Genomic DNA, 19,700 nt, shown 5'->3' with positions numbered 1-19,700 from the left:
AGTCATCCTTCCATATACGGGCCGAAAACCTGCGCCAGCTTGTCATCCAGATGCAACGGATATTCCAGTAGCATATTGTTTTCAGTCAATTTTTTCGCCAATTGCGGGGTCAGGGTGCAAACCTCCTTATAAAACGCCTGCAACCCGGCTTCTCCTTCGGCTTCAATCAGGAAATCGACCACATCGCTGAAACGGAATTTTTCGTCTTCATCGGTTTTGCGATAGGATCCATGCGCCATGCGGAATTCCATATCGGCCATGAACTCATCCCATGTCGGCGCATGGGCATGGCCCAGATACAGCCGCGGTTGAGCCTGAATATTAGTGGCCGGTGCGCCCTGCCAATGGATGGCGTGAATACCGAACCGCAGCCCTTCGACGCCTGTTCGGACGAAAAGCTTGCCTTCGATATGGCTTATAAACCCGCCGCGCAGGTGCATTCCGAAGGTCGGATAGATCGTTTCCAGCACCGTCGCGGGCGCACCGACCGAACGCGGTGCCAGCTTGAACGCCTCCGACCCTGCCCCGGTTGCCAATTGTTCGGCAGGTGGCAGATGCAAAGCGATCTTGTCAGGGCTCACTTGAGCCAGATGCTGCACCATGGTCAGGCTGGGCAGCAGGAATTCATCGACATCGATATGGGCCAGCCAATGACAATCGGTCATATTATAGGCTTGAGTCGCGACCCAGACTTGCCGCATCCGGTGGGTGTCCATCCGACCCCGTTTCTGCGCCGCCCAGTAATCTGCGTCGCAAGCCGTCACATCAATCTGTGGATGCAGCGACAGCGCTTCGACCGTGATCGGATCGGGATCGTCGAGATAGATGTGAACCCGATGCGCCCCCAGTGCCAGATGATGCGCGGCAAAGCGCAGGATCTTGTCCAGCGGGGCCTTGATCAACGATACTGTGCCCCATTTGATCCGGGTTGGATCGGTGATCTGGCTTCGTTCCGGCACCGGTACCGGGTTGCGTTGTTTCTTCGGTCGTTCCGGCGGGGCTTCGGCGGCTTTTTGTTTTTCCTTGCGGCGACGCATGGTGCGCAGACGGCGAAAAACTGTTTTGTCATCCTCGATCAGCAGGCTCAGCAACCGGCGCACCAGCGGGCAGATGACGGCATCGCGATCCGCGTCCTGCCACAACCGGCCTAACATATTCACATCCAGTCCGCCGCCCATGATGGCATAGGCGTCCATCTGCATCGCCAGTCTCTTGGCCGATTTGCGTTGCCAGACGAATGCCTGATCCGGGGGGCTGCCGGAAAACAATCGTTCGGTTTCATAGAGCTTCATCATTCCGAACAAAACGGTCAGCGACTGCCCAAGGCTGCGCTGCGCCTCACTGACCCCGTGATCGCCAAATGTAGTGGCAGCCGACACCAGCCAGCGCGCATCGAGATGATCTATCAAGAACGCCGCTTCTTCCTGCCACAGCCGGACAAAAAGCGCGATTGTATGGGCCGGTTGATCGTGCCGCCGCAGGTTCGCAACAAGCAATCCGTGCAGATGTAAAAGAGCGGGTTCGCCTTCAAATTCTTGGGCCAAATCCCGATATTTACGGGCGTAAGTTGATGTCGACCCCGCAACTTCCGGCGCAGCCGGGTCCATCAATTTCCGCTTCAGGGGCTGGAAATCTACATCCAGCGACGGCAAGGCTTCGCCGGGCCCATAAATGAACGGGTGCATCCGGGTTTCCATCTGCGCAACGATCGCATCGAACCCGCCGGGATAAGTAGTTTTTTTCTGCTCGGCCATGGCGCAAGAATGGACCGGGCGCAGGCATACTGCAAGCCAATAGGCGGCGTGTTGCGCCGCGCATGATCGGCCCAAACCATGTGCTTTGAATGCCCCGGCTGCAGTGGATGAAACCCGGCTTCCGATACGAAACCGGGCGCAAGAAACGGATCGTATTTAGCTGTGTCTCAGCTGGCAAAAATCCGGTCGAAATCGGCAAATCCCTTGATTTCGATCGGGTTGCCCGACGGATCGCGGAAAAACATCGTCCATTGTTCGCCCGGTTCGCCTTGGAATCGTACCGAAGGCGGGATCACGAAGGCCACCTCTGCCGCCTGCAACCGATGCGCCAATTGCTGCCATTGTGGCAATTCCAGAACCACGCCCAGATGCGGCATAGGCACCATATGATCGCCCACCTTGCCGGTGTCAGAGGTTGCAAACGGTGTGCCCAGATGCAGGCTGATCTGATGGCCAAAGAAATTGAAATCCACCCAGGTTTCAGTGCTGCGCCCCTCTTTCGCACCCAGCAGGTCGCCATAAAAGGCGCGGGCCTGATCCAGATCGGACACGTTATAGGCAAGATGGAAGACAGAGCGCATCGATTGACCTTTCGTCATCAGAATAGTTGTGAGCCACATCTCTATGCCCTATCCAATGACGAAGCACAGCCCAAAACGGATTTCCAAGGAGGAGTAGACCCCATGACCGACACCCCCAGCTATGGTTTTGACACCCTGCAGATACACGCCGGCAGCCGCCCCGATCCGGCCACCGGTGCGCGACAGACACCGATTTACCAGACCACCGCCTATGTGTTCCGCGATGCCGAACATGCCGCTGCGTTGTTCAACCTACAAGAAGTCGGTTACATATATTCGCGCCTGACCAACCCCACCGTTGCGGTATTGCAAGAACGGGTGGCAACGATGGAAGGCGGGGTCGGTGCGGTTTGCTGTTCTTCGGGCCACGCGGCGCAACTCATGGCGCTGTTTCCGCTGATGGCACCGGGATTGAACGTGGTGGTTTCGACCCGACTTTACGGTGGTTCGATCACCCAGTTCAGTCAGACGATCAAGCGCTTCGGCTGGTCGGCGACATTCGTCGATTTCGAAGATACCGCCGCCATCGAAGCGGCAATCAACGACGATACACGCGCGATTTTCTGCGAATCAATCGCCAATCCCGGCGGTTACGTCACCGACATTCCGGCGGTTGCAGCGATTGCCAACAAAGCAGGACTGCCGCTGATCGTCGATAACACCTCGGCCACGCCTTACCTGTGCCGCCCGATCGAACTCGGCGCTACTCTGGTGGTGCATTCGATGACCAAATACCTGACCGGCAACGGCACCGTCACCGGTGGCGTGGTGGTTGATTCGGGCAATTTCGACTGGTCCGCCAGCGGCAAATTCCCGTCGCTTTCCGAACCCGAACCCGCCTATCACGGGCTGAAATTCCATGAAACCTTCGGGCCTTTGGCCTTCACCTTCCATGGTATTGCCATCGGTTTGCGCGATCTTGGCATGACACTGAATCCGCAGGCAGCGCACTATACCTTGATGGGGATCGAAACCCTGTCATTGCGGATGGAACGGCACTGCCAGAATGCCCAGACCGTGGCCGAATGGCTGGAATCCAACCCGCATGTCGAAGCGGTGACCTATGCTGGGCTGGAAAGCTCCCCCTACCATGAACGCGCAAATGCGTTGTTCCCCAAGGGGACCGGCGGGTTGTTCACGGTGGCGTTGAAGGGCGGCTATGATGCTTGTGTGAAATTCGTGGAAAGCCTGGACCTGTTCAGCCATGTCGCCAATCTGGGCGATACCCGGTCACTGGTCATTCACCCCGCCAGCACCACCCACCGCCAACTGTCCGAACAACAGCAAATCGCAGCTGGGGCAGGCCCCAACGTAGTGCGAATTTCCATCGGAATCGAAGATTCCGACGATCTGATCCGCGATCTTGGCCAAGCGCTGGAAAAGGCTTCGACCTGACCCAAGCGGCGGCTGATATTGAAACATTGCTCTTTGCGCCCGTTCTCAGGGACGGGCGCAAATCTGCACAAAATCAATCCCGGTCTTTTAGCGAAATCACCAGCGTCACGCTTTCGCGGATGTCTATTTCGCCTTGTGCGACCGGTACCGGGGCAGCGCGTTGCGTGGCCATCATCATCGGCATCACCCCATCATTGCCACCAGCTTCGACAATGTTCAGCACCGGCCCCAGGTCCACCCCGGCGGCATCGGCCAAAATCGCCGCCTTACGCAGCGCTTCGGCCACAGCATCCCGGCGCGCCTGATCGCGTACCGGACCGGGCGTTTTCAATCCGAAAGTCAACCCGTTGAACTGGTTCGCCCCGTCTTCCAGCACCGCGTTCAGCAACGCCCCAAGCTTTTCGAGATCGCGCACCCGCACCTGCACCATATTGCTGGCTTCGAAACCGTCCGGTTCACGTTCGCCACTGCTGGAGCGCCGGTCGACCTGGTAGAGCGACAGCTCATTGGTCTGCAAATCGCGCGTGGCAATGCCTTGCACCTTCAAGCGCTCGACCATCTGCGCCACGATCTGCGATGTCTGGTTCATCGCCGCCTCGGCCGTCTTCGCGCGCTGTTTTACACCCAGCGAAACCATCGCCATATCCGGTTCGACGGCAATCCGGGCGTCGCCGGTCACGGTGATCTTGCGAACCGCATTTTCGGCCAGCACCGGAAGCGGCAGCAACGCCACGGCTAGAACGATGCTGCTAATGGTCGTTAAGGGTTTCATGTAAGGATCTCCTCGAACTCAATTCCGCGAACAGTTTGGGGCAGTTTACCATTGTAACAAGTGGATATTTCGGCTTTCTCTTCCCCTGAGCGGGAAGCTGCCTTAATATCTGCCAAGGTTGTAACAGGACTCCCGCAAGTGGGGAGAGGATGATAAAGCGAAGCCATGACGCCGAACTTTGCTTTAACGCTTTCGTCTGAAGGACTTGGCCTGTTGCATCGTGTGCCGACAGGCTGGCACCTTGTTGGGAATGTCCCTTTCGACGCCGAAGACATGCCCCGGGCGCTGACCGCGTTGCGGGAATCTGCGGTTCAGCTTGATCCTGACGGGTTGAGCGTCAAGCTGGTGCTGCCCGAAGATCAGATCAAATATCTGGCCGTTCCAACGCAGGGCACCACGCCAGACAAGTTTGAAGCATTGGCGCATAAGGCAATCGACGGGGCCACACCCTATGCGCTGAACGAATTGGCGGTTGATTGGTCGGAACAAGATGGTCAGCTTTATGTTGCCGCTGTGGCCCGCGAAACCTTGGCAGAAGCCGAAGCTTTCGCCCATGAACACCAATTTAATCCGGTCAGCTTCGTTGCTCAGCCACCCAACGGCACCTTTGTCGGCGAGCCATTTTTTGGCGGCACCCATATCGCGACCGAACTTTTCGGCGGCCCGGTAACGCCGGATAAAGACCCGATCAAATTGGTTGGTTTGGCCGGTTTTCCGGACCCGAAACCCGAATCGAACTCCGCACCGGAACCAGAGCCGGCCAAGGAAACGCCCTTGATCGAGGAAATCGGGGTGCCAAGTTTCGACGTTCTTGAAGCCCACAAAGATGTAACGCCGCCGCTTGTTGTCAAAGCGCCCAACATAATCGACGCCCCCGACGAACCCGAAGATTACGAAGCCGCCGCCCGGCTAGCCGAAGCCGAGATGGGCCCGGCGATGCCGCTGACGCCGGAAGAAGAAGATCTGATGAACGCGCGTTCACAGGCAGAGCCCAAGCCAACCGCTTCATCCGGGTTTGATGACCTTCCTGCCCCCGAAGGCATCGTCCCGCCCGATCCCAAGACCCCGGGCGCACCCGAATCGTCGACATCGAAACCACATGAACCTGATCAGCCGGTGGCGTCCTTTTCGACTGTTCGCACCCAACGGGTTGAAATGGACGGCGCAACAGCTCCTCTACGCGGCTACAAGCGCGGGTCTCAGAACGACCACTCTCAGGACCCGGAACAACCGAAATCGCCCAAGCCGATCCCGGTGGCAGATATCCGCCCGGACGATCCCGAAGCAGCGATGCTTAACCTCGGCGACAGCCTGCGCCCGACCGAGCCGCAAGCCCCTGCGCGCGGTACCGGCCTGCCGTTATTCAACACCGACAGACCCTCCGACGATCCGAATGACGACGTGGCGCAAACGCCCGAGGCCTACAGCCTTCCCGCCGCGCCTCCCCTCGCCACCGCACCGGCCAACGAAGCGGAACGGTTGACGCTGTTCGGGGCCCGCGAAGGGGGTGACCGGACAGTAAAGCCGCGCTATCTGGGCCTGATGCTGAGCGCGGTTTTACTGATCGGGCTGGTGATCGTGACCGGCTGGGTTTCGCTCGGTGGTGGTCTTTCGTCCCTGTTCAGCCCCGGCGCGCCAGAAACCATTGCCGAGGGTCTGCCCACCGAAGGCGCGACCGAAGAGGAACTGGCCGAAGCCGGCACCCCGGCGACGGCCTCGACCGAGCCACAGGACGGCGAAGCGGCCCTCAGGCCTGCGCCCGACACAGATCCGGTGCTGCAAACCGGCGATGAGCCTCAGGCTGATCCCGATTTGTTGCGCCCGCCGACACCGCAGGAAACCGAAGAACGCTATGCCACCAGCGGCATTTGGCAAAGCGCACCGGATCAGCCTTCCGTACCGCCGGAATCGGCGCTGGACGATCTTTATGTCGCGTCGATCGACCATCCGGTCTTGGCTTTTGACGCGGTCGCCCTGCCCGATCCAACGCGGGTGTTGACCGACACCGCGCCGTCTGAACGCGCCAATCCGGTTGCGGCCGGGACCCGTTTCGATTTCGATGAACGCGGGTTGGTCAAGCCCAGCAAGGACGGCGCGATGTCGCCCGAGGGGGTATTGATCTATTCCGGTGCGCCCCCTGCCGTGCCGCCGAAATGGCCCGAACGGCAAGAAGATCAGGGCGCGCTGAGCCAGCCTGAAACCACCCGTCTGGCCGCGGTCCGGCCGAAACCGCGCCCCGAAGACCTGATCGAACAGACCGAACGCAGCAACCTTGGGGGGCGCACGCGGAGCGAGCTGGCGGGGTTGCGGCCGAAGGTGCGGCCGGAGAGCGCGCAGGCGATTGCCGAAGCCGAGGTGGAGGAGGCGCCGACCGAACAGGCGGTGCTGGCCTCGTTGAAACCGAAAGGCCGGCCGGCGGAGTTCGCGGCCATCGTCAAACGCAGCGAACCGACGGAGACGCAACCAGCCACCGGGGCCATTTTCAAACCGCAGACGGTCCAGCCCAGCCTGCCTAGCAAGGCGTCGGTGGCCCGTCAAGCGACCGTGAAAAATCAGATAAACCTGCGTAAAATCAACCTGATAGGCGTCTATGGTCAGACCCGCGACCGACGCGCATTGGTGCGGCTGTCGAATGGCCGCTACAAGAAGGTGCAGGTCGGCGACCGGATCGACGGCGGCAAGGTCGCGGCGATCGGCGACGACGAATTGAGCTATGTAAAATCGGGCCGCACCGTCACCCTGAAAATGCCCCGCGGCTAAGCCCCCGGCACCACCGCCCCTGCCCCCGGACGGGTCAGAGCGGCCGTTTCCGGCCGGGCCGGACAGATAGGCTCTGTATCGTTTTTTGTGGGCATTTGTACAATTTGCAGCGGGAAAGAGTACAGATTGCCCCGTTGGGGGAGAACGGGGACTTGGGGACTTAAAGCTGCTGCTTATAAGGCAAGCCGTGCTGGATACCATCAGCGATGATGTCGGGAAATTCTACACGGCGCTTCATCCCAAAGAGAGCGTGGACAAAGTGCGCCTGACTATGGTCGGCGATGAAGGTGTCGAGTTCCAGTACACCTTCCATGGCAAGGAGACCCAGCCGCCACGAAAATATTTGAGCGAAAGTCATCTGAATAGTCTTGGCGTGGTGCTGTTCCTCGCCAACGCTCGCATTTTCAACAAGCACGCCAAGTTCTTAGTGCTGGACGATATCGTCACAAGCTTCGATACATCGCATCGGCGCAGGCTCTTACGTCTTTTGCGCGACGAGTTCTCCGATTGGCAAATTATCATCCTAACGCACGAGAATATCTGGTTCGACATTATCAAGAGGGAGATGGGGCAGCATGGCTGGATTTTTCATGAGGTCCGGTCAGACGGTGCAAATGGCATCCTTCTCGAAAACAGCCCCGCGACGCTGAAAGAAATCATCGAACAGAAGAAGGGCAAGGAAGACGTTACCAATGACCTACGCAAGCTACTGGAGCTTGTCCTCAAGAACATCTGCCAGGCTCTTGAGGTCAGGGTGGCCTTCCGGTTCAACGACATCAACGAAAAGCGCATGTCGGATGAGCTGATCAGTGCGCTGAGATCAACTTTGAAGGACAAGTCGCCCGATCTGCTGGATACGCAAATCTTCTCCGATCTGCCACCCGCGCGCCCGAGATGCTCGTGTCGGCCATTAGACATAGATTTTCGCGACAGCAATCGTCGATCACCGCCAAAATGCGGAACTTGCGTGACGCACCAAAGCTATCGGACAGAAAGTCCAACGACCAACGTGCGTTTGGGTGCGCAGCTGCTGGCATCGGTGTGCGCGATCCACGGGCTCGTTTACGCCCTCGTCTCCGCTTCACTGAGAGCCCCTCCTCGCGGTAGATACGATAGAGCTTCTTGTGGTTCATCGTCATCCCCTTGCGTTCCAGGAGAATGCCGATCCGGCGATAACCGAACCGGCGCCGCTTTTCAGCGATCTCTTTCATCGCCTTGCGGACTTCGGGGCAATCCGACGGGCGTTCGCGCCGGACCGTCTTTGGGTCGACACCGACAAGCCGGCAAGCCCGGCGCTGCGAGATGTCATGATCCCGCATCGCCCTGAGCGCCGCCTCTCGCCGCTTGGTCAATGTCGTCAGTTCTTTCCCAGCAAATCCTTCAGCACGACGTTGTCCAGCATGGTATCAGCCAGCAGGCGCTTGAGTTTGGCATTCTCGTCCTCCAGCGCTTTCAACTTGGCAGCATCCGACACTTCCATGCCGCCATACTTGGACTTGAACTTGTAGAACGTCGCAGGGCTGAGGCCGTGTCTACGACACACCTCAGCCGTCGGCATGCCAGCCTCTTGCTCCTTGATCATCCCGATTATCTGCGCCTCGGTAAAACGGCTCTTTCGCATTCGTCTGCTCCTTCAAGATTGAGCAGACTCTACATTAAAGTGAGGGATTTTGTGGGGGGCAGGTCACTCCTTGAAAAGGATGGAGGATTAATAGGTAGCAAGACCAACAGGAACAAAATGAGTTTACTTATAAAAATCAAATAACTTATAAACCATCTTCATTTCCACCTCCGGTTTGGCAAGAACGAGCCTCACCTCAAAATCGAGATGTTTGCCTCATCCTCATGGTTCACCATGTATAGAAGTCATGCAATCGCTAAGTTGTCTTGTGGGGCCCCTCCAGAACATAGAGGCGAAATAAGGCAGACCCCGGTTTTCACCTCAGAATCCAAGGGAAACTAAAAGCCCAAGCCCCACCCTTTTTGGCTTCAGAGAGCGACCTTGTTCATCCATTGCCGTAGCTGGTCGGTTCTGGCCTCAGCCAAGCCACCAAACCCAAGGCAACTGACAGCCATCTCAGGTCTTCAAGATTTAGGTGGTATGCGTAGGTGGTAAGCGTAGGTGGTAAACCCCACCTAAGCACCTGAAAAACAAGAACATAAGGCAAGTGGCGGAGGAGGTGGGATTCGAACCCACGGTAGACTTTCACCTACGTCGGTTTTCAAGACCGGTGCATTCAACCACTCTGCCACTCCTCCGACCCGACCGATGTAAACAGGTCGTATTGATTCTGAAAGGCTTCTTGGCGGGGAAAATCCGCCGACCGGGTTCCATTTGCTTTCCTTGTGGCGAAGTTGCGGTTAAGCTTCGCTTGAGGTATGCGCCGCCGACCATGAAGTCAGACCGGAAAACCGGCGAATGGTCGTTTGGGCGCGGGGAAAAAGGCGAGAGACGGATATGGTCTTGATGACTGATCGAGAAATGAATTTCACCCGCCTGAAACAGGGACTTGTGATTGCCGGACTGGCCATCGGGCTGAGCGGTTGCGAGGACGGCGCGAATTTCAACCTGTTTCAGAAGAAACCCCAGGCCGAAGCCGACGCGACCCCGGCCCGGTCGGTCAAGCTGATCGAGCGCGATATCGAAGCACCGGAGGTGTTTCAGAAAACCGAAGCCGGACTTTGGGACGGACGGCCATCGCTGGGCGGCGTCTGGGTGGCGCATCCCGATGTGACGGATCCCGAACGGGTGATCATCCGCAATGAAGCCAATGGAAAATTCGTCATCGGCGCGCTGTTCCGGCGCGAACGCGAAATTCCCGGGCCGCGGTTTCAGGTTTCGTCGGACGCGGCAGCCGCGATGAGCATGTTGGCTGGCAAGCCGGTCGAACTCAGCGTGACCGCCCTGCGCCGCGAAGAAGTGGCCGAAGAACAGACGGCGCCTGACAGCGATCCCGAAGCCATGTCCGCCCCTGCCGAGATCGAATCCAAACCGTTGGACCCGGTCAGCGTGGCGGGGGCCGCCATCGACAAGGCCGAAGCGAAAGAAACACCTGCGCGCCCGGCGGCGGCGCCGACCCCGAAACCGGCGCCAAAGCCAACGGCGAAGGTGTCAAAACTGTCCAAGCCTTATTTGCAGATCGGCATCTTTTCGGTCGAAGAAAATGCCCAGAACGCCGCCGCGACGATGAAACGTTCGGGCATGATCCCGACGGTCAAGAAAGCCAGCCTCAAGGGTAAAACCTATTGGCGGGTGCTGGTCGGGCCGGCAACAACCGATTCTGAACGCAGCGCGTTGCTGGACCAAATCAAGAAGAGTGGTTTCACCGACGCTTATGCCGTCAGCAATTGATCAACCGATTAAGAGGACCTGGATGTTTGGCCTGATCCGAACTGTTCTAAGCGCATTTCTGGCGGTGCTGATGCTGGCGCTGCCGGTTGCGGCCTTCAATACCAACGCCCGCTCGGCTTTTGTGCTGGATATCAACACCGGCACCGTGCTGTTGAACAAGGATGCCGACACCCCGTTGCCGCCAGCATCGATGTCAAAGCTGATGACGCTTTATGTTGCGTTCGAAGCCCTGGGCGATGGCCGTTTGACGCTGGATGAACAGCTTCCGGTGTCGCAACACGCGATGAGCTATGGCGGGTCGACCATGTTTTTGGACACCACCGACCGGGTGCGGGTCGAAGACCTGCTGCGCGGTATCATCGTGTTGTCGGGAAATGACGCCTGCGTGGTGATCGCCGAGGCGCTTTCCCCCGACGGAACCGAAGCCGGGTTCGCCCGCTACATGACCCAGCGGGCACAGAAAATGGGAATGACCAATTCGACCTTTGCCAATTCCAATGGCTGGCCCGCTGCCGGGCATCGGATGTCGACCCGCGACTTGGCGCTGCTGGCCACCCGTTTGATCAAGGATTTCCCGCAATATTATCCGCTGTTTTCCGAACGTGAATTCGCCTTTGACGGTCGCGCACCGCAGAACGTGCATAACCGCAACCCGCTTCTGGGCTTGGGGATCGGCGCCGACGGGTTGAAGACCGGGCACACGTCCGAAGCCGGATACGGGCTTGTCGGCTCGGCGAAACAGGGTGATCGACGCATCGTTTTCGTGATTTCAGGGCTCGACAGCGCCAAGGCAAGGGCCGAGGAATCCGAGGCTATCGTCAACTGGGCCTTTCGCCAATTCACGCTCCGCCCGATCGCCACGGCCGGAACAGTAATCGCCGAAGCGGATGTCTGGATGGGCCGTGCGCCCCGTGTCGGGCTTACCCCGGCCGAAGATCTGTATGCCCTGATGCCGGTACTGGGCGGCGACGCCGTCGAAGCAGAAGTGGTTTTCAACAGCCCCATCGAAGCCCCGATCGCCAAGGGTCAGGAAATCGCCAAGTTAATCCTGAAACCCGAAGGGCTGGATGAAACGGCGTTTCCCCTTGTGGCCGATCGCGATATCGCCGCGGGCGGCTTCGTCACCCGGGTGAAAACGGCTGCCATCACATTGCTGCACCGACTGCAAGAAGGACCCCAAGGCTCTTGACCGGAACCGGAACCTTTATCAGTTTCGAAGGCATCGACGGGTCCGGGAAATCCACTCAGGCCAGTCTGCTGGCCGAAGCCTTGCGGGCCAAGGGGCATGACGTGGTCCTGACCCGCGAACCCGGCGGATCGCCGGGGGCCGAGGAAATCCGCGCGCTGGTACTGCAGGGCGATCCTGATCGCTGGTCGGCGGAAACCGAAATCCTGCTGTTCACGGCTGCGCGACGCGATCACATGGAACGCACGATCCAGCCAGCGCTGAAGGCCGGGAAAATCGTCATCTGCGACCGTTTTGCCGACAGCACACGGATGTATCAGGGGCTCAGCCGCGGCGATCTGCGCGAAGATGTCGACAAACTGCACGCGCTGATGATCGGGCGCGAACCCGACATGACCGTGCTGATCGACATGGACCCGGCCACCGGTCTGGACCGGGCATTGTCGCGTCAGGGCAAAGATGTGCGCTTCGAAGCCTTCGGGGAAGACCTGCAAGAGAAAATGCGCGCCGGGTTCCTTGCCTTGGCACAGGAATTCCCCGATCGTTTCCTCACCATCGATGGGGCTCGCGATATCGACACCGTCGCGGCGGACGTGTTGCAACAGGTAAAGGCGCGGCTTTGACATGGCCGATGAACTGCTTCCAGATCCCGATCGTATCGAAGGCGCACCGCACCCGCGCGAAACCCGCGTGCTTTATGGTCAGAAACGGGCCGAAGACACGTTTCTGGACGCCTATAATTCCGGGCGGCTGCATCACGGCTGGCTGATCACCGGCCCTAAGGGCGTGGGTAAGGCGACGCTGGCCTGGCATATTGCGCGATTTTTACTGACAACGCCCCCGATTCAGGGCGACAGCCTGTTCGGCGCTCCAGCCATGCCCGACAGCCTGTCGATCCCGGCCGATCATCCGATCGAACGCCGTATTCAGGCGCGGTCCGAACCGGGGTTGTTCCTGCTGCGGCGCGGCCCGAATGAAAAGGGCGACAAGCTGGCCAGTGAAATTCTGGTTGGCGAAGTGCGCAAGCTGAAAAACTTCTTCGGCCTTAGCGCCGCGGATGGTGGCCGCCGGGTGGTGATCGTCGACGCTGCAGATGAAATGAACGTCTCGGCTGCGAATGCGTTGCTCAAAGTGCTGGAAGAACCGCCCGCCAATACTACCCTGCTTTTGGTCTGCCATCAGCCCTCAAGGCTGCTGCCGACGATCCGGTCGCGGTGCCGCGAATTGCGACTGTCTCCGGTGCAACCCGAAGATATGGCCAAGGCGCTGCAACAGGCCGGGGCGCAGGATATTGCCGACCCAAACGCCTTGGCCGAACTGTCTGCTGGGTCGGTGGGTGAAGCGGTGCGGTTGCTCAACCTCAAGGGATTGGAAATCTACCGCGAACTGATCGGTCTTTATGACAGCCTGCCCCGGCTGGACCGTGCCCGTGCGCTACAGCTTGCCCAGACGGCGACAGCGCGGGGCGCGGAAACCCGGCTGGACCTGCTGTTCAGCCTGAATGACCTGTTGATGGCGCGGTTGGCCCGCACCGGCGCGATCGGGGCGCCCCCCGCGACAGAAGCGGTTCAGGGTGAAGCTGCGCTGTTGCAACGGCTTGCCCCCAATCCGCACAAAGGCCGGGCCTGGGCCGATCTGGCGCAGGAGATCGGGTCACGAACCCGGCATGGGCGGGCGGTCAACCTTGACCCTGCCGCGCTGATCCTAGATACGGTTTTCAAGATACAAAAAACCGCTGCGGCGTGACCTTGCCCGAGAGTTTCATGACCAAATCCATCCAGATCACCGATAGCCACTGCCATCTCGATTTCCCAGACTTCGACGACGAACGCGAAGCCGTGGTCGACCGCGCGATCGCGGCGGGCGTCACCCGCATGGTGACCATCTGCACCAAGCTTCGGCAGGAACCGCAAGTGCGCGCCATCGCCGAAAAATATGGCCCGGTCTTCTATGCCGCAGGCACCCACCCGATGAGCGCCGCCGACGAACCGATGGCCACGGTGGAAGACCTGCAGGCACTGGCCCAGCATCCGAAATTCGTCGGGATCGGGGAAACCGGGCTGGATTATCATTACAGCGCCGATAGTGCCGGGGTGCAAAAACAAAGCTTGGCCGTGCATATCGAAGCGGCGCGCCGCACCGGTCTGCCGCTGATCATCCATTCGCGCGACGCCGATACCGATATGGCCGATATCCTGACCGCCGAACATCGCAACGGCGCATTTTCCTGCGTGATGCATTGCTACACGTCCGGGCCGGAGTTGGCCAAGACCGCGCTGGATCTGGGGTTCTACCTGTCGATGTCGGGCATCGCCACCTTCCCCAAAAGCCAGGATGTGCGCGATATTTTCGCCGCCGCCCCGGTTGACCGGGTGCTGGTGGAAACCGACAGCCCCTATCTGGCCCCGAAACCGTTCCGCGGCAAACGCAATGAACCGGGCTATAGCGTTCATACCGCCGTGGTCGGAGCCGAAGTTTTCGGCCTCGACTATTCCATCTTCGCGGCCCAGACACAGGCCAATTTCGACCGCCTGTTCAGCAAGGCAGCCGCTTACAAGGCGGTGGCGTGATGGCGGAACTGCGCTTTACCATTCTGGGCTGCGGATCGTCAGGCGGGGTGCCGCGCCTGGGTGGGCATTGGGGCGATTGCGACCCGGAAAACCCGAAGAACCGGCGCCGCCGCTGTTCGATGTTGATCGAACGGATCAGCGACGCGGGCAAAACCACAGTTCTGATCGACACCACGCCGGATATGCGTCAGCAACTGCTTGACGCCGGGGTGGGCGAGATTGACGCGGTTTTGTGGACCCATTCGCATGCCGATCACGTCCACGGGATCGATGATCTGCGCATGATCGTGTTCAACACCCGCAAACGGCTGAATGTCTGGGCCGATGGCGACACCCAGAACGCGCTTTATTCGCGCTTCGGCTATGCCTTCATTCAACCCGAAGACAGCCCCTACCCGCCGATCCTCGACATGCACACGATCGACGGCGATGTCACCATTTCCGGCAAGGGCGGCGCGATCACCCTCACCCCGTTCGAAGTCGGTCACGGATCGATCGACGCGCTTGGGTTCCGGATTGGCGATCTGGCCTATCTTCCCGATGTGGTCAAAATCGAAGGCGATGCTTGGGACGTGTTACAGGACTTGGATTGCTGGGTACTGGACGCATTGCGCCGCACGCCGCATCCGACCCATTCGCATCTGCAACAATCGCTGGACTGGATCGCGCAGGTCGCGCCGCGCCGCGCGGTTTTGACCAATATGCATATCGATCTCGATTACCAGACACTCAAAGACGAAACCCCCGACCATATCACCCCCGCTTATGACGGCATGACGATTTCCTATCAGGTCCAGGACTGACCCGGCCTTTCATCGTTTCTCAAAATACGCCCGCCGGAGGGTAAATTCTCCGTACCAGTAGTTCCAGCGAATTCCCACACCTTTTAAAGCTGGTTTAATCCCAGTGGGTTAGAGTTCGCGCGGCTTCCCACAAGGTTTCGGGAAGCCCTGAAACTTCTTGTGGATACGGAGGTAGATAAAATTTGAGACATTCAAAGAGGTTGACCGCAGCTGAAGTTAAGAGTTTGGACGCTGGAAAATACGCAGATGGTGACGGGCTATGGCTTGTGAAACGGCAGGACGGCGGTGCGCAATGGACGTTCCGGTTTACGCTTTGGGGGCGGCCCAGGGAAACGGGCCTCGGCTCCTTGCGGCATGTTTCGCTGCGAGAAGCTCGCTTGCTCGCGGAAGAGGTCCGCAGACAGGTACGTGATGGAATTGATCCAATCAAAGCGCGGCGGATTGAACAAGGCAAATTACGACGGGTAGAAAGCACTCTTGGCGCCATCGCGGTGGCGGCCTACGAGGTGCATCGCAAGACGCTTAAGAACAATGGTGAAGACGGCAAATGGTTCAGCCCTCTGCGGCTCTACATCCTGCCCAAGCTAGGTAGGATGCCAATTGCCAAGATTGATCAGCACGACATTAAAGATACCCTACAGAACGCTTGGATTGAACGACACGAAAGCGCGCGCAAGGCCTTGTCCCGTTTGATGGTCGTCTACCAACACGCAGTTGCATTGAATCACGATGTCGATCTGCAAATCATCGAGAAAGCTAAGGTCCTTCTCGGCAAATCAGCGCCCCAAAGCCGGAATATCCCTGCGATGGATTGGGCTGAGGTTCCGAGCTTTTACAGGACACTTGGCGACACCTGCGCGGTAGAGCTCGCCCTGCGCATGCTGATCCTCACCGGCGTACGATCCGCTTCCGTGCGCAATTTGAAGTTCGAACAGATTGACGGCAATATCTGGACAATTCCGGCTGAGAACGTCAAAGGCCGCCGAGGCTTGACGAAACCATTCGATGTTCCAATGAGCAATGAGGCTTTGCATGTTGGCCAATTGCAGTCGGACGACGTGGCGGTGTTCCCGCTTTTCAGCCCGTCGGCATGTTCGCGGCAGCCTGGGACCGAGAGGATAACCGTCTGATCCTTACGATTGAAGCCGATGATGTCCTCGTGAACCCTGATTGGGTAAAAAGCGCCGCTCGTGCAGGCGGCTGGAACCGAGATGACTTCGCAGAGCTTTTCTTCGCGGATGATGGGCTGGGGCTGCGGGCTGCGGGCTGCGAATTTTGTGGAGAAGGTAAGGATTGCCGTTGCCAGCCAGAAACGTGGTCGCGTTGTCGGCGAGGATCTCGCCACACAACTCGATGCTTCGGCTCAAGGGATTTATGACAGCGCTGCACTCTTCCTTCCCACTGACTCTTCTTTCACCGCGGGGGCTGCTCGTGATCTCGATGCCATTGCGACTTGGCCGAAGGATCGACTTGCGAGAACTGCGCTCGGCGCGGTCTTCGGGCTGGAGGTTCAAAGCGGTGCGGACAAGGTTGCGGCTATCGACGCAGTTCCGCTGAACAAGGACCAGTTACGCGCGGTTCAATCTGCATGCCAACGGGCTGACCTTCCGCGCAGGGTTGCTGTGTGGGCGCCACACGCCATGCGTAGAATTGGCCTCGAGGATGCTGTGCAGGGGGCAGCTCAACTTCTTCACCAAATCCAGCCCCTCGCCCAGACTGAAGTTTTGCGGAATGGGCTGATCATGACCCCAGCACGTGGAGACGCAGCTGGAGAGAGCGCCGCTCATGGACGAGCGAGCGCTACGGCAGCCCATCCATCAAGTTCTGGGCCTGCGCGGGAACGGAAGTTTTTTGGTAAGGCGTTTGGACGCGGACATTTTTCCCATTACCCCGAACGGCAGGTTTGTCCCGCTCAGCAGACCTTGGCTCCAAGCGCAGCGAAGGTCCGGAACCCGCCGTTCCTGCATAGGGCAAGGCTCACGCCGTTCCCGGCACGACCGTCAAGTTTAGGGCTGATACGCGTCATTCGCCGTTTCACACACGAAGGCCCGCTTTGCCGTAAAAAAAACAACACCGACCCAAAGCACCACCACCCCGATGTCAGCCCGGCCCAATTAACCCGCCTAGTCCGCCTCTGCTGCGGCCACGTGTTTTTTCACCTGCACGAAGCTGTCCGGCACCACGGATATGGAATCGATCCCGGCCTCGACCAATACCCGGGCGAAATCGGGGTAATTCGACGGCGCCTGACCGCATAGCCCGATTTTAGCGCCCGCCTCATGCGCCTTTTCGATCACCGTGCGGATCATCCATTGCACCGCCTCGTGGCGTTCGTCGAACAGCGGTGCCAGCTTGTCACTGTCGCGGTCGATGCCCAGCGTCAGCTGGGTCAGGTCGTTCGACCCGATGGAAAACCCGTCGAACCGCTTGGCGAATTCCCCCGCCAGCACCACATTGGACGGGATTTCGCACATCACATAGGTCTGCAAGCCCTGCACCCCGCGTTGCAGCCCTTGGCCCTGCATCACCGTGATCACCCGGTCGGCTTCTTCGGGGGTGCGGCAGAACGGGATCATCACCATCACGTTGTCGAACCCGATCTGTTCGCGCAGCCGCCGCACCGCCCGGCATTCCAGTTCGAACCCCTGCTGATAGGCCGGATCGTAATAGCGCGACGCGCCGCGCCAGCCGATCATCGGGTTGGATTCCGTCGGTTCAAACTGCGCCCCGCCCAGCAGGTCGGCATATTCGTTGGTCTTGAAATCGCTCATCCTGAGGATCATCGGGTTGGGATAGGCCACGGCGGCAATCCGGGCCAAACCCAGCGCCAGCCGGTCAACGAAATACTCGGTCTTGTCGGCGTAACCCGTGGTCAGCTTTTCGATCTCCTCGCGCACGGCCGCATCGCGCAGATCGTCGAAATGGATCAACGCCTCGGGGTGGACCCGGATCGTATTGGCGATGACGAATTCCATCCGCGCCAATCCGACCCCATCCGCCGGCAACCGCCACCAACGCGCTGCGGTGGCCGGGTTGGCCATGTTCAGCATCACCTTGGTCCGGGTCTGCGCCACCTCCGTCAGGTCGATTTCTTCGACCGTCACCTCTGCCGGGCCATCATAGACATGGCCGATATCGCCCTCGGCACAGCTCACGGTGACTTCCTGCTGGTCATGCAGCAGATAGGTCGCATCGCCACAGCCGACCAGCGCCGGCACCCCCAATTCGCGGCTGACAATCGCCGCGTGGCTGGTGCGGCCGCCATGATCGGTCACGATGGCCGAGGCCCGTTTCATGATCGGCACCCAATCGGGGTCGGTGGTGGACGTGACCAGTACCGCGCCATCGACGAAGCGGTCGATATCCTCGGCCGTCTCGATCAGGCATACCCGGCCGCTGGCGACCTGTTCACCCACCGACAACCCGGTGACCAGCGTCGCGCCATGTTCGCCAACCGAATAATGCTTCAATGCCGCCCCGCTGCGCGATTGCACCGTTTCGGGCCGCGCCTGCACCACGAACAGCGCCCCGGTATTGCCGTCCTTGGCCCATTCGATATCCATCGGCACGCCGTAATGTTCTTCGATGGTGACGGCCTTGCGCGCCAGCTCCAGCACCTCGTCATCGCTGAGCACGAACCGCGCCCGTTCGGCCCGCGAGGTCGGCACGTTGCGCACCGGCCCGGCGTCCCCCTCCGCCGCATAGATCATCTTCTTTTCCTTGGCGCCCAGCGTCTTGTCGATGATCGGGCGCACACCGTCGCGGTCCAGAAACGGCTTGTAGACCTGGTATTCGTCCGGCGTCACCGTCCCCTGCACCACGTTTTCGCCCAATCCCCAGGCCGCGTCGATCAAGACCACCTTGTCGAACCCGGTTTCGGTGTCGATCGAAAACATCACCCCCGAGCCGCCAAGATCGGATCGCACCATCTGCTGCACCCCGACCGACAGCGCCACCTGCATGTGGTCAAACCCCTTGGCGTCGCGGTAGCTGATCGCGCGGTCGGTGAACAGCGACGCATAGCATTTGCGGCAGGCAATCAGCAGATCGTCTTCGCCGCGCACGTTCAGATAGGTTTCCTGCTGCCCGGCGAAACTGGCATCCGGCAGGTCCTCTGCCGTGGCGCTCGACCGCACCGCGACCGCGATGTCGTCCTGCCCGGTCCGCGTCGACAATTCGGCATAGGCCGCGCGCAGCGCCGCCTCGGTCGCGTCCGGCCAATGCCCCGCCACGATCGCCGCCCGGATCGTGTCCCCGGCCTGGTGCAGCGTCATCCGGCCCTCGCGATAGGCCGCCATCGTGCTGTGGATCAGCGCCTCGATCCCGTTCGCCCGGCAAAACCGGCGATAGGCGTTGGCGGTGCTGGCAAATCCCGGCGGCACCAGAATGCCCGCCGCGCCCAGCTTTTGCACCATCTCGCCCAGAGAGGCATTCTTGCCGCCGACAATCGGCACGTCATCGCGGCGCAGCGTATCAAAGAAGAGAACCTCGTCATCTGTCGGCATCGCATCGCTCCAGAGTTTTGTG

General features: G+C 59.6%; 14 protein-coding genes, 1 tRNA gene and 1 pseudogene. 9 read left to right on the top strand and 7 right to left on the bottom strand.

The features are described from left to right. Positions 1-2: 2 nt before the first annotated feature. A complete protein-coding gene (locus tag TG4357_RS17595) occupies positions 3-1,754 on the bottom strand; it encodes a glycosyltransferase family 2 protein (protein ID WP_058264227.1) in 1,752 nt (583 codons plus the stop codon). Between the two features lie 167 nt (positions 1,755-1,921). Continuing rightward, complete coding sequence (locus tag TG4357_RS17590; protein WP_058264461.1) at positions 1,922-2,335, bottom strand: VOC family protein; 414 nt, start codon at positions 2,333-2,335, stop codon at positions 1,922-1,924. 102 nt (positions 2,336-2,437) lie between these two features. Here TG4357_RS17590 and TG4357_RS17585 point away from each other — a divergent pair, with 102 nt between their 5' ends. Next, a complete protein-coding gene (locus TG4357_RS17585; protein ID WP_058264226.1) occupies positions 2,438-3,730 on the top strand; it encodes an O-acetylhomoserine aminocarboxypropyltransferase/cysteine synthase family protein in 1,293 nt (430 codons plus the stop codon). A gap of 73 nt (positions 3,731-3,803) precedes the next feature. Here TG4357_RS17585 and TG4357_RS17580 read toward each other — a convergent pair whose 3' ends face one another. Beyond that, positions 3,804-4,502 carry an SIMPL domain-containing protein gene (locus TG4357_RS17580; protein WP_058264225.1) on the bottom strand — a complete coding sequence of 233 codons (699 nt, stop codon included), beginning with the start codon at positions 4,500-4,502 and terminating at the stop codon, positions 3,804-3,806. 165 nt (positions 4,503-4,667) lie between these two features. Here TG4357_RS17580 and TG4357_RS17575 point away from each other — a divergent pair, with 165 nt between their 5' ends. Continuing rightward, positions 4,668-7,262, top strand: coding sequence for a hypothetical protein (locus TG4357_RS17575; protein ID WP_058264224.1), 2,595 nt, complete (start codon positions 4,668-4,670; stop codon positions 7,260-7,262). A gap of 160 nt (positions 7,263-7,422) precedes the next feature. Here the strand turns inward: TG4357_RS17575 and TG4357_RS19875 are convergent, their stop codons facing one another. The 3 genes and pseudogenes from TG4357_RS19875 to TG4357_RS17560 all read right to left on the bottom strand — a co-directional run bounded on the left by TG4357_RS19875 (position 7,423) and on the right by TG4357_RS17560 (position 9,521). Further along, positions 7,423-7,677: a hypothetical protein gene (locus tag TG4357_RS19875; protein ID WP_233487563.1), complete on the bottom strand. Its 255-nt coding sequence runs from the start codon at positions 7,675-7,677 to the stop codon at positions 7,423-7,425. Between the two features lie 460 nt (positions 7,678-8,137). Beyond that, positions 8,138-8,883 (bottom strand): annotated as a pseudogene (locus TG4357_RS19210) (IS3 family transposase); the annotation flags it as partial. Between the two features lie 548 nt (positions 8,884-9,431). After that, positions 9,432-9,521 (bottom strand) — tRNA-Ser (locus TG4357_RS17560). Between the two features lie 199 nt (positions 9,522-9,720). On the opposite strand from TG4357_RS17560, the gene TG4357_RS17555 reads away from it, so the two are divergent. The 7 genes from TG4357_RS17555 to TG4357_RS17525 all read left to right on the top strand — a co-directional run bounded on the left by TG4357_RS17555 (position 9,721) and on the right by TG4357_RS17525 (position 16,303). Then, the gene (locus TG4357_RS17555; RefSeq protein ID WP_425329302.1) at positions 9,721-10,614 is read left to right on the top strand and encodes an SPOR domain-containing protein; all 894 of its coding nucleotides are present in this window, start codon (positions 9,721-9,723) and stop codon (positions 10,612-10,614) included. A 22-nt stretch (positions 10,615-10,636) separates the two neighbouring features. Beyond that, positions 10,637-11,803, top strand: a complete 1,167-nt coding sequence (locus tag TG4357_RS17550; protein ID WP_082644192.1) for a D-alanyl-D-alanine carboxypeptidase family protein — start codon at positions 10,637-10,639, stop codon at positions 11,801-11,803. Continuing rightward, the gene (gene tmk, locus TG4357_RS17545) at positions 11,800-12,423 is read left to right on the top strand and encodes a dTMP kinase (protein ID WP_058264221.1); all 624 of its coding nucleotides are present in this window, start codon (positions 11,800-11,802) and stop codon (positions 12,421-12,423) included. The genes TG4357_RS17550 and tmk overlap by 4 nt, the downstream gene beginning before the upstream one ends. Position 12,424: 1 nt before the next feature. Then, complete coding sequence (locus tag TG4357_RS17540; protein ID WP_058264220.1) at positions 12,425-13,546, top strand: DNA polymerase III subunit delta'; 1,122 nt, start codon at positions 12,425-12,427, stop codon at positions 13,544-13,546. A 17-nt stretch (positions 13,547-13,563) separates the two neighbouring features. After that, positions 13,564-14,370: a TatD family hydrolase gene (locus TG4357_RS17535; RefSeq protein ID WP_058264219.1), complete on the top strand. Its 807-nt coding sequence runs from the start codon at positions 13,564-13,566 to the stop codon at positions 14,368-14,370. Then, positions 14,370-15,173 (top strand): MBL fold metallo-hydrolase, encoded by an 804-nt coding sequence (locus TG4357_RS17530; RefSeq protein WP_058264218.1) that lies wholly within the window; start codon positions 14,370-14,372, stop codon positions 15,171-15,173. Before TG4357_RS17535 ends, TG4357_RS17530 begins: the two co-directional genes overlap by 1 nt. A 182-nt stretch (positions 15,174-15,355) precedes the next feature. Beyond that, a complete protein-coding gene (locus tag TG4357_RS17525; RefSeq protein ID WP_082644191.1) occupies positions 15,356-16,303 on the top strand; it encodes a tyrosine-type recombinase/integrase in 948 nt (315 codons plus the stop codon). Positions 16,304-17,296: 993 nt separating this feature from the next. On the opposite strand, the gene ppsA is transcribed toward TG4357_RS17525, so the two are convergent. Further along, a complete protein-coding gene (gene ppsA / locus TG4357_RS17520; protein WP_058264216.1) occupies positions 17,297-19,678 on the bottom strand; it encodes a phosphoenolpyruvate synthase in 2,382 nt (793 codons plus the stop codon). Positions 19,679-19,700 lie beyond the last annotated feature (22 nt).

Source organism: Thalassovita gelatinovora (genome assembly GCF_001458355.1).
GTDB classification, from domain to species: domain Bacteria; phylum Pseudomonadota; class Alphaproteobacteria; order Rhodobacterales; family Rhodobacteraceae; genus Thalassobius; species Thalassobius gelatinovorus.
This window is presented reverse-complemented; position numbering and strand designations above follow the sequence as displayed.

What these genes read in the sequence shown, in the direction of transcription:
- TG4357_RS17595 (WP_058264227.1), bottom strand. Translation starts at nt 1,754, where the DNA reads ATGGCCGAGCAGAAAAAAACTACTTATCCCGGCGGGTTCGATGCGATC.
- TG4357_RS17590 (WP_058264461.1), bottom strand. Translation starts at nt 2,335, where the DNA reads ATGCGCTCTGTCTTCCATCTTGCCTATAACGTGTCCGATCTGGATCAG.
- TG4357_RS17585 (WP_058264226.1), top strand. Translation starts at nt 2,438, where the DNA reads ATGACCGACACCCCCAGCTATGGTTTTGACACCCTGCAGATACACGCC.
- TG4357_RS17580 (WP_058264225.1), bottom strand. Translation starts at nt 4,502, where the DNA reads ATGAAACCCTTAACGACCATTAGCAGCATCGTTCTAGCCGTGGCGTTG.
- TG4357_RS17575 (WP_058264224.1), top strand. Translation starts at nt 4,668, where the DNA reads ATGACGCCGAACTTTGCTTTAACGCTTTCGTCTGAAGGACTTGGCCTG.
- TG4357_RS17555 (WP_425329302.1), top strand. Translation starts at nt 9,721, where the DNA reads ATGGTCTTGATGACTGATCGAGAAATGAATTTCACCCGCCTGAAACAG.
- TG4357_RS17550 (WP_082644192.1), top strand. Translation starts at nt 10,637, where the DNA reads ATGTTTGGCCTGATCCGAACTGTTCTAAGCGCATTTCTGGCGGTGCTG.
- TG4357_RS17540 (WP_058264220.1), top strand. Translation starts at nt 12,425, where the DNA reads ATGGCCGATGAACTGCTTCCAGATCCCGATCGTATCGAAGGCGCACCG.
- TG4357_RS17535 (WP_058264219.1), top strand. Translation starts at nt 13,564, where the DNA reads ATGACCAAATCCATCCAGATCACCGATAGCCACTGCCATCTCGATTTC.
- TG4357_RS17530 (WP_058264218.1), top strand. Translation starts at nt 14,370, where the DNA reads ATGGCGGAACTGCGCTTTACCATTCTGGGCTGCGGATCGTCAGGCGGG.
- ppsA (WP_058264216.1), bottom strand. Translation starts at nt 19,678, where the DNA reads ATGCCGACAGATGACGAGGTTCTCTTCTTTGATACGCTGCGCCGCGAT.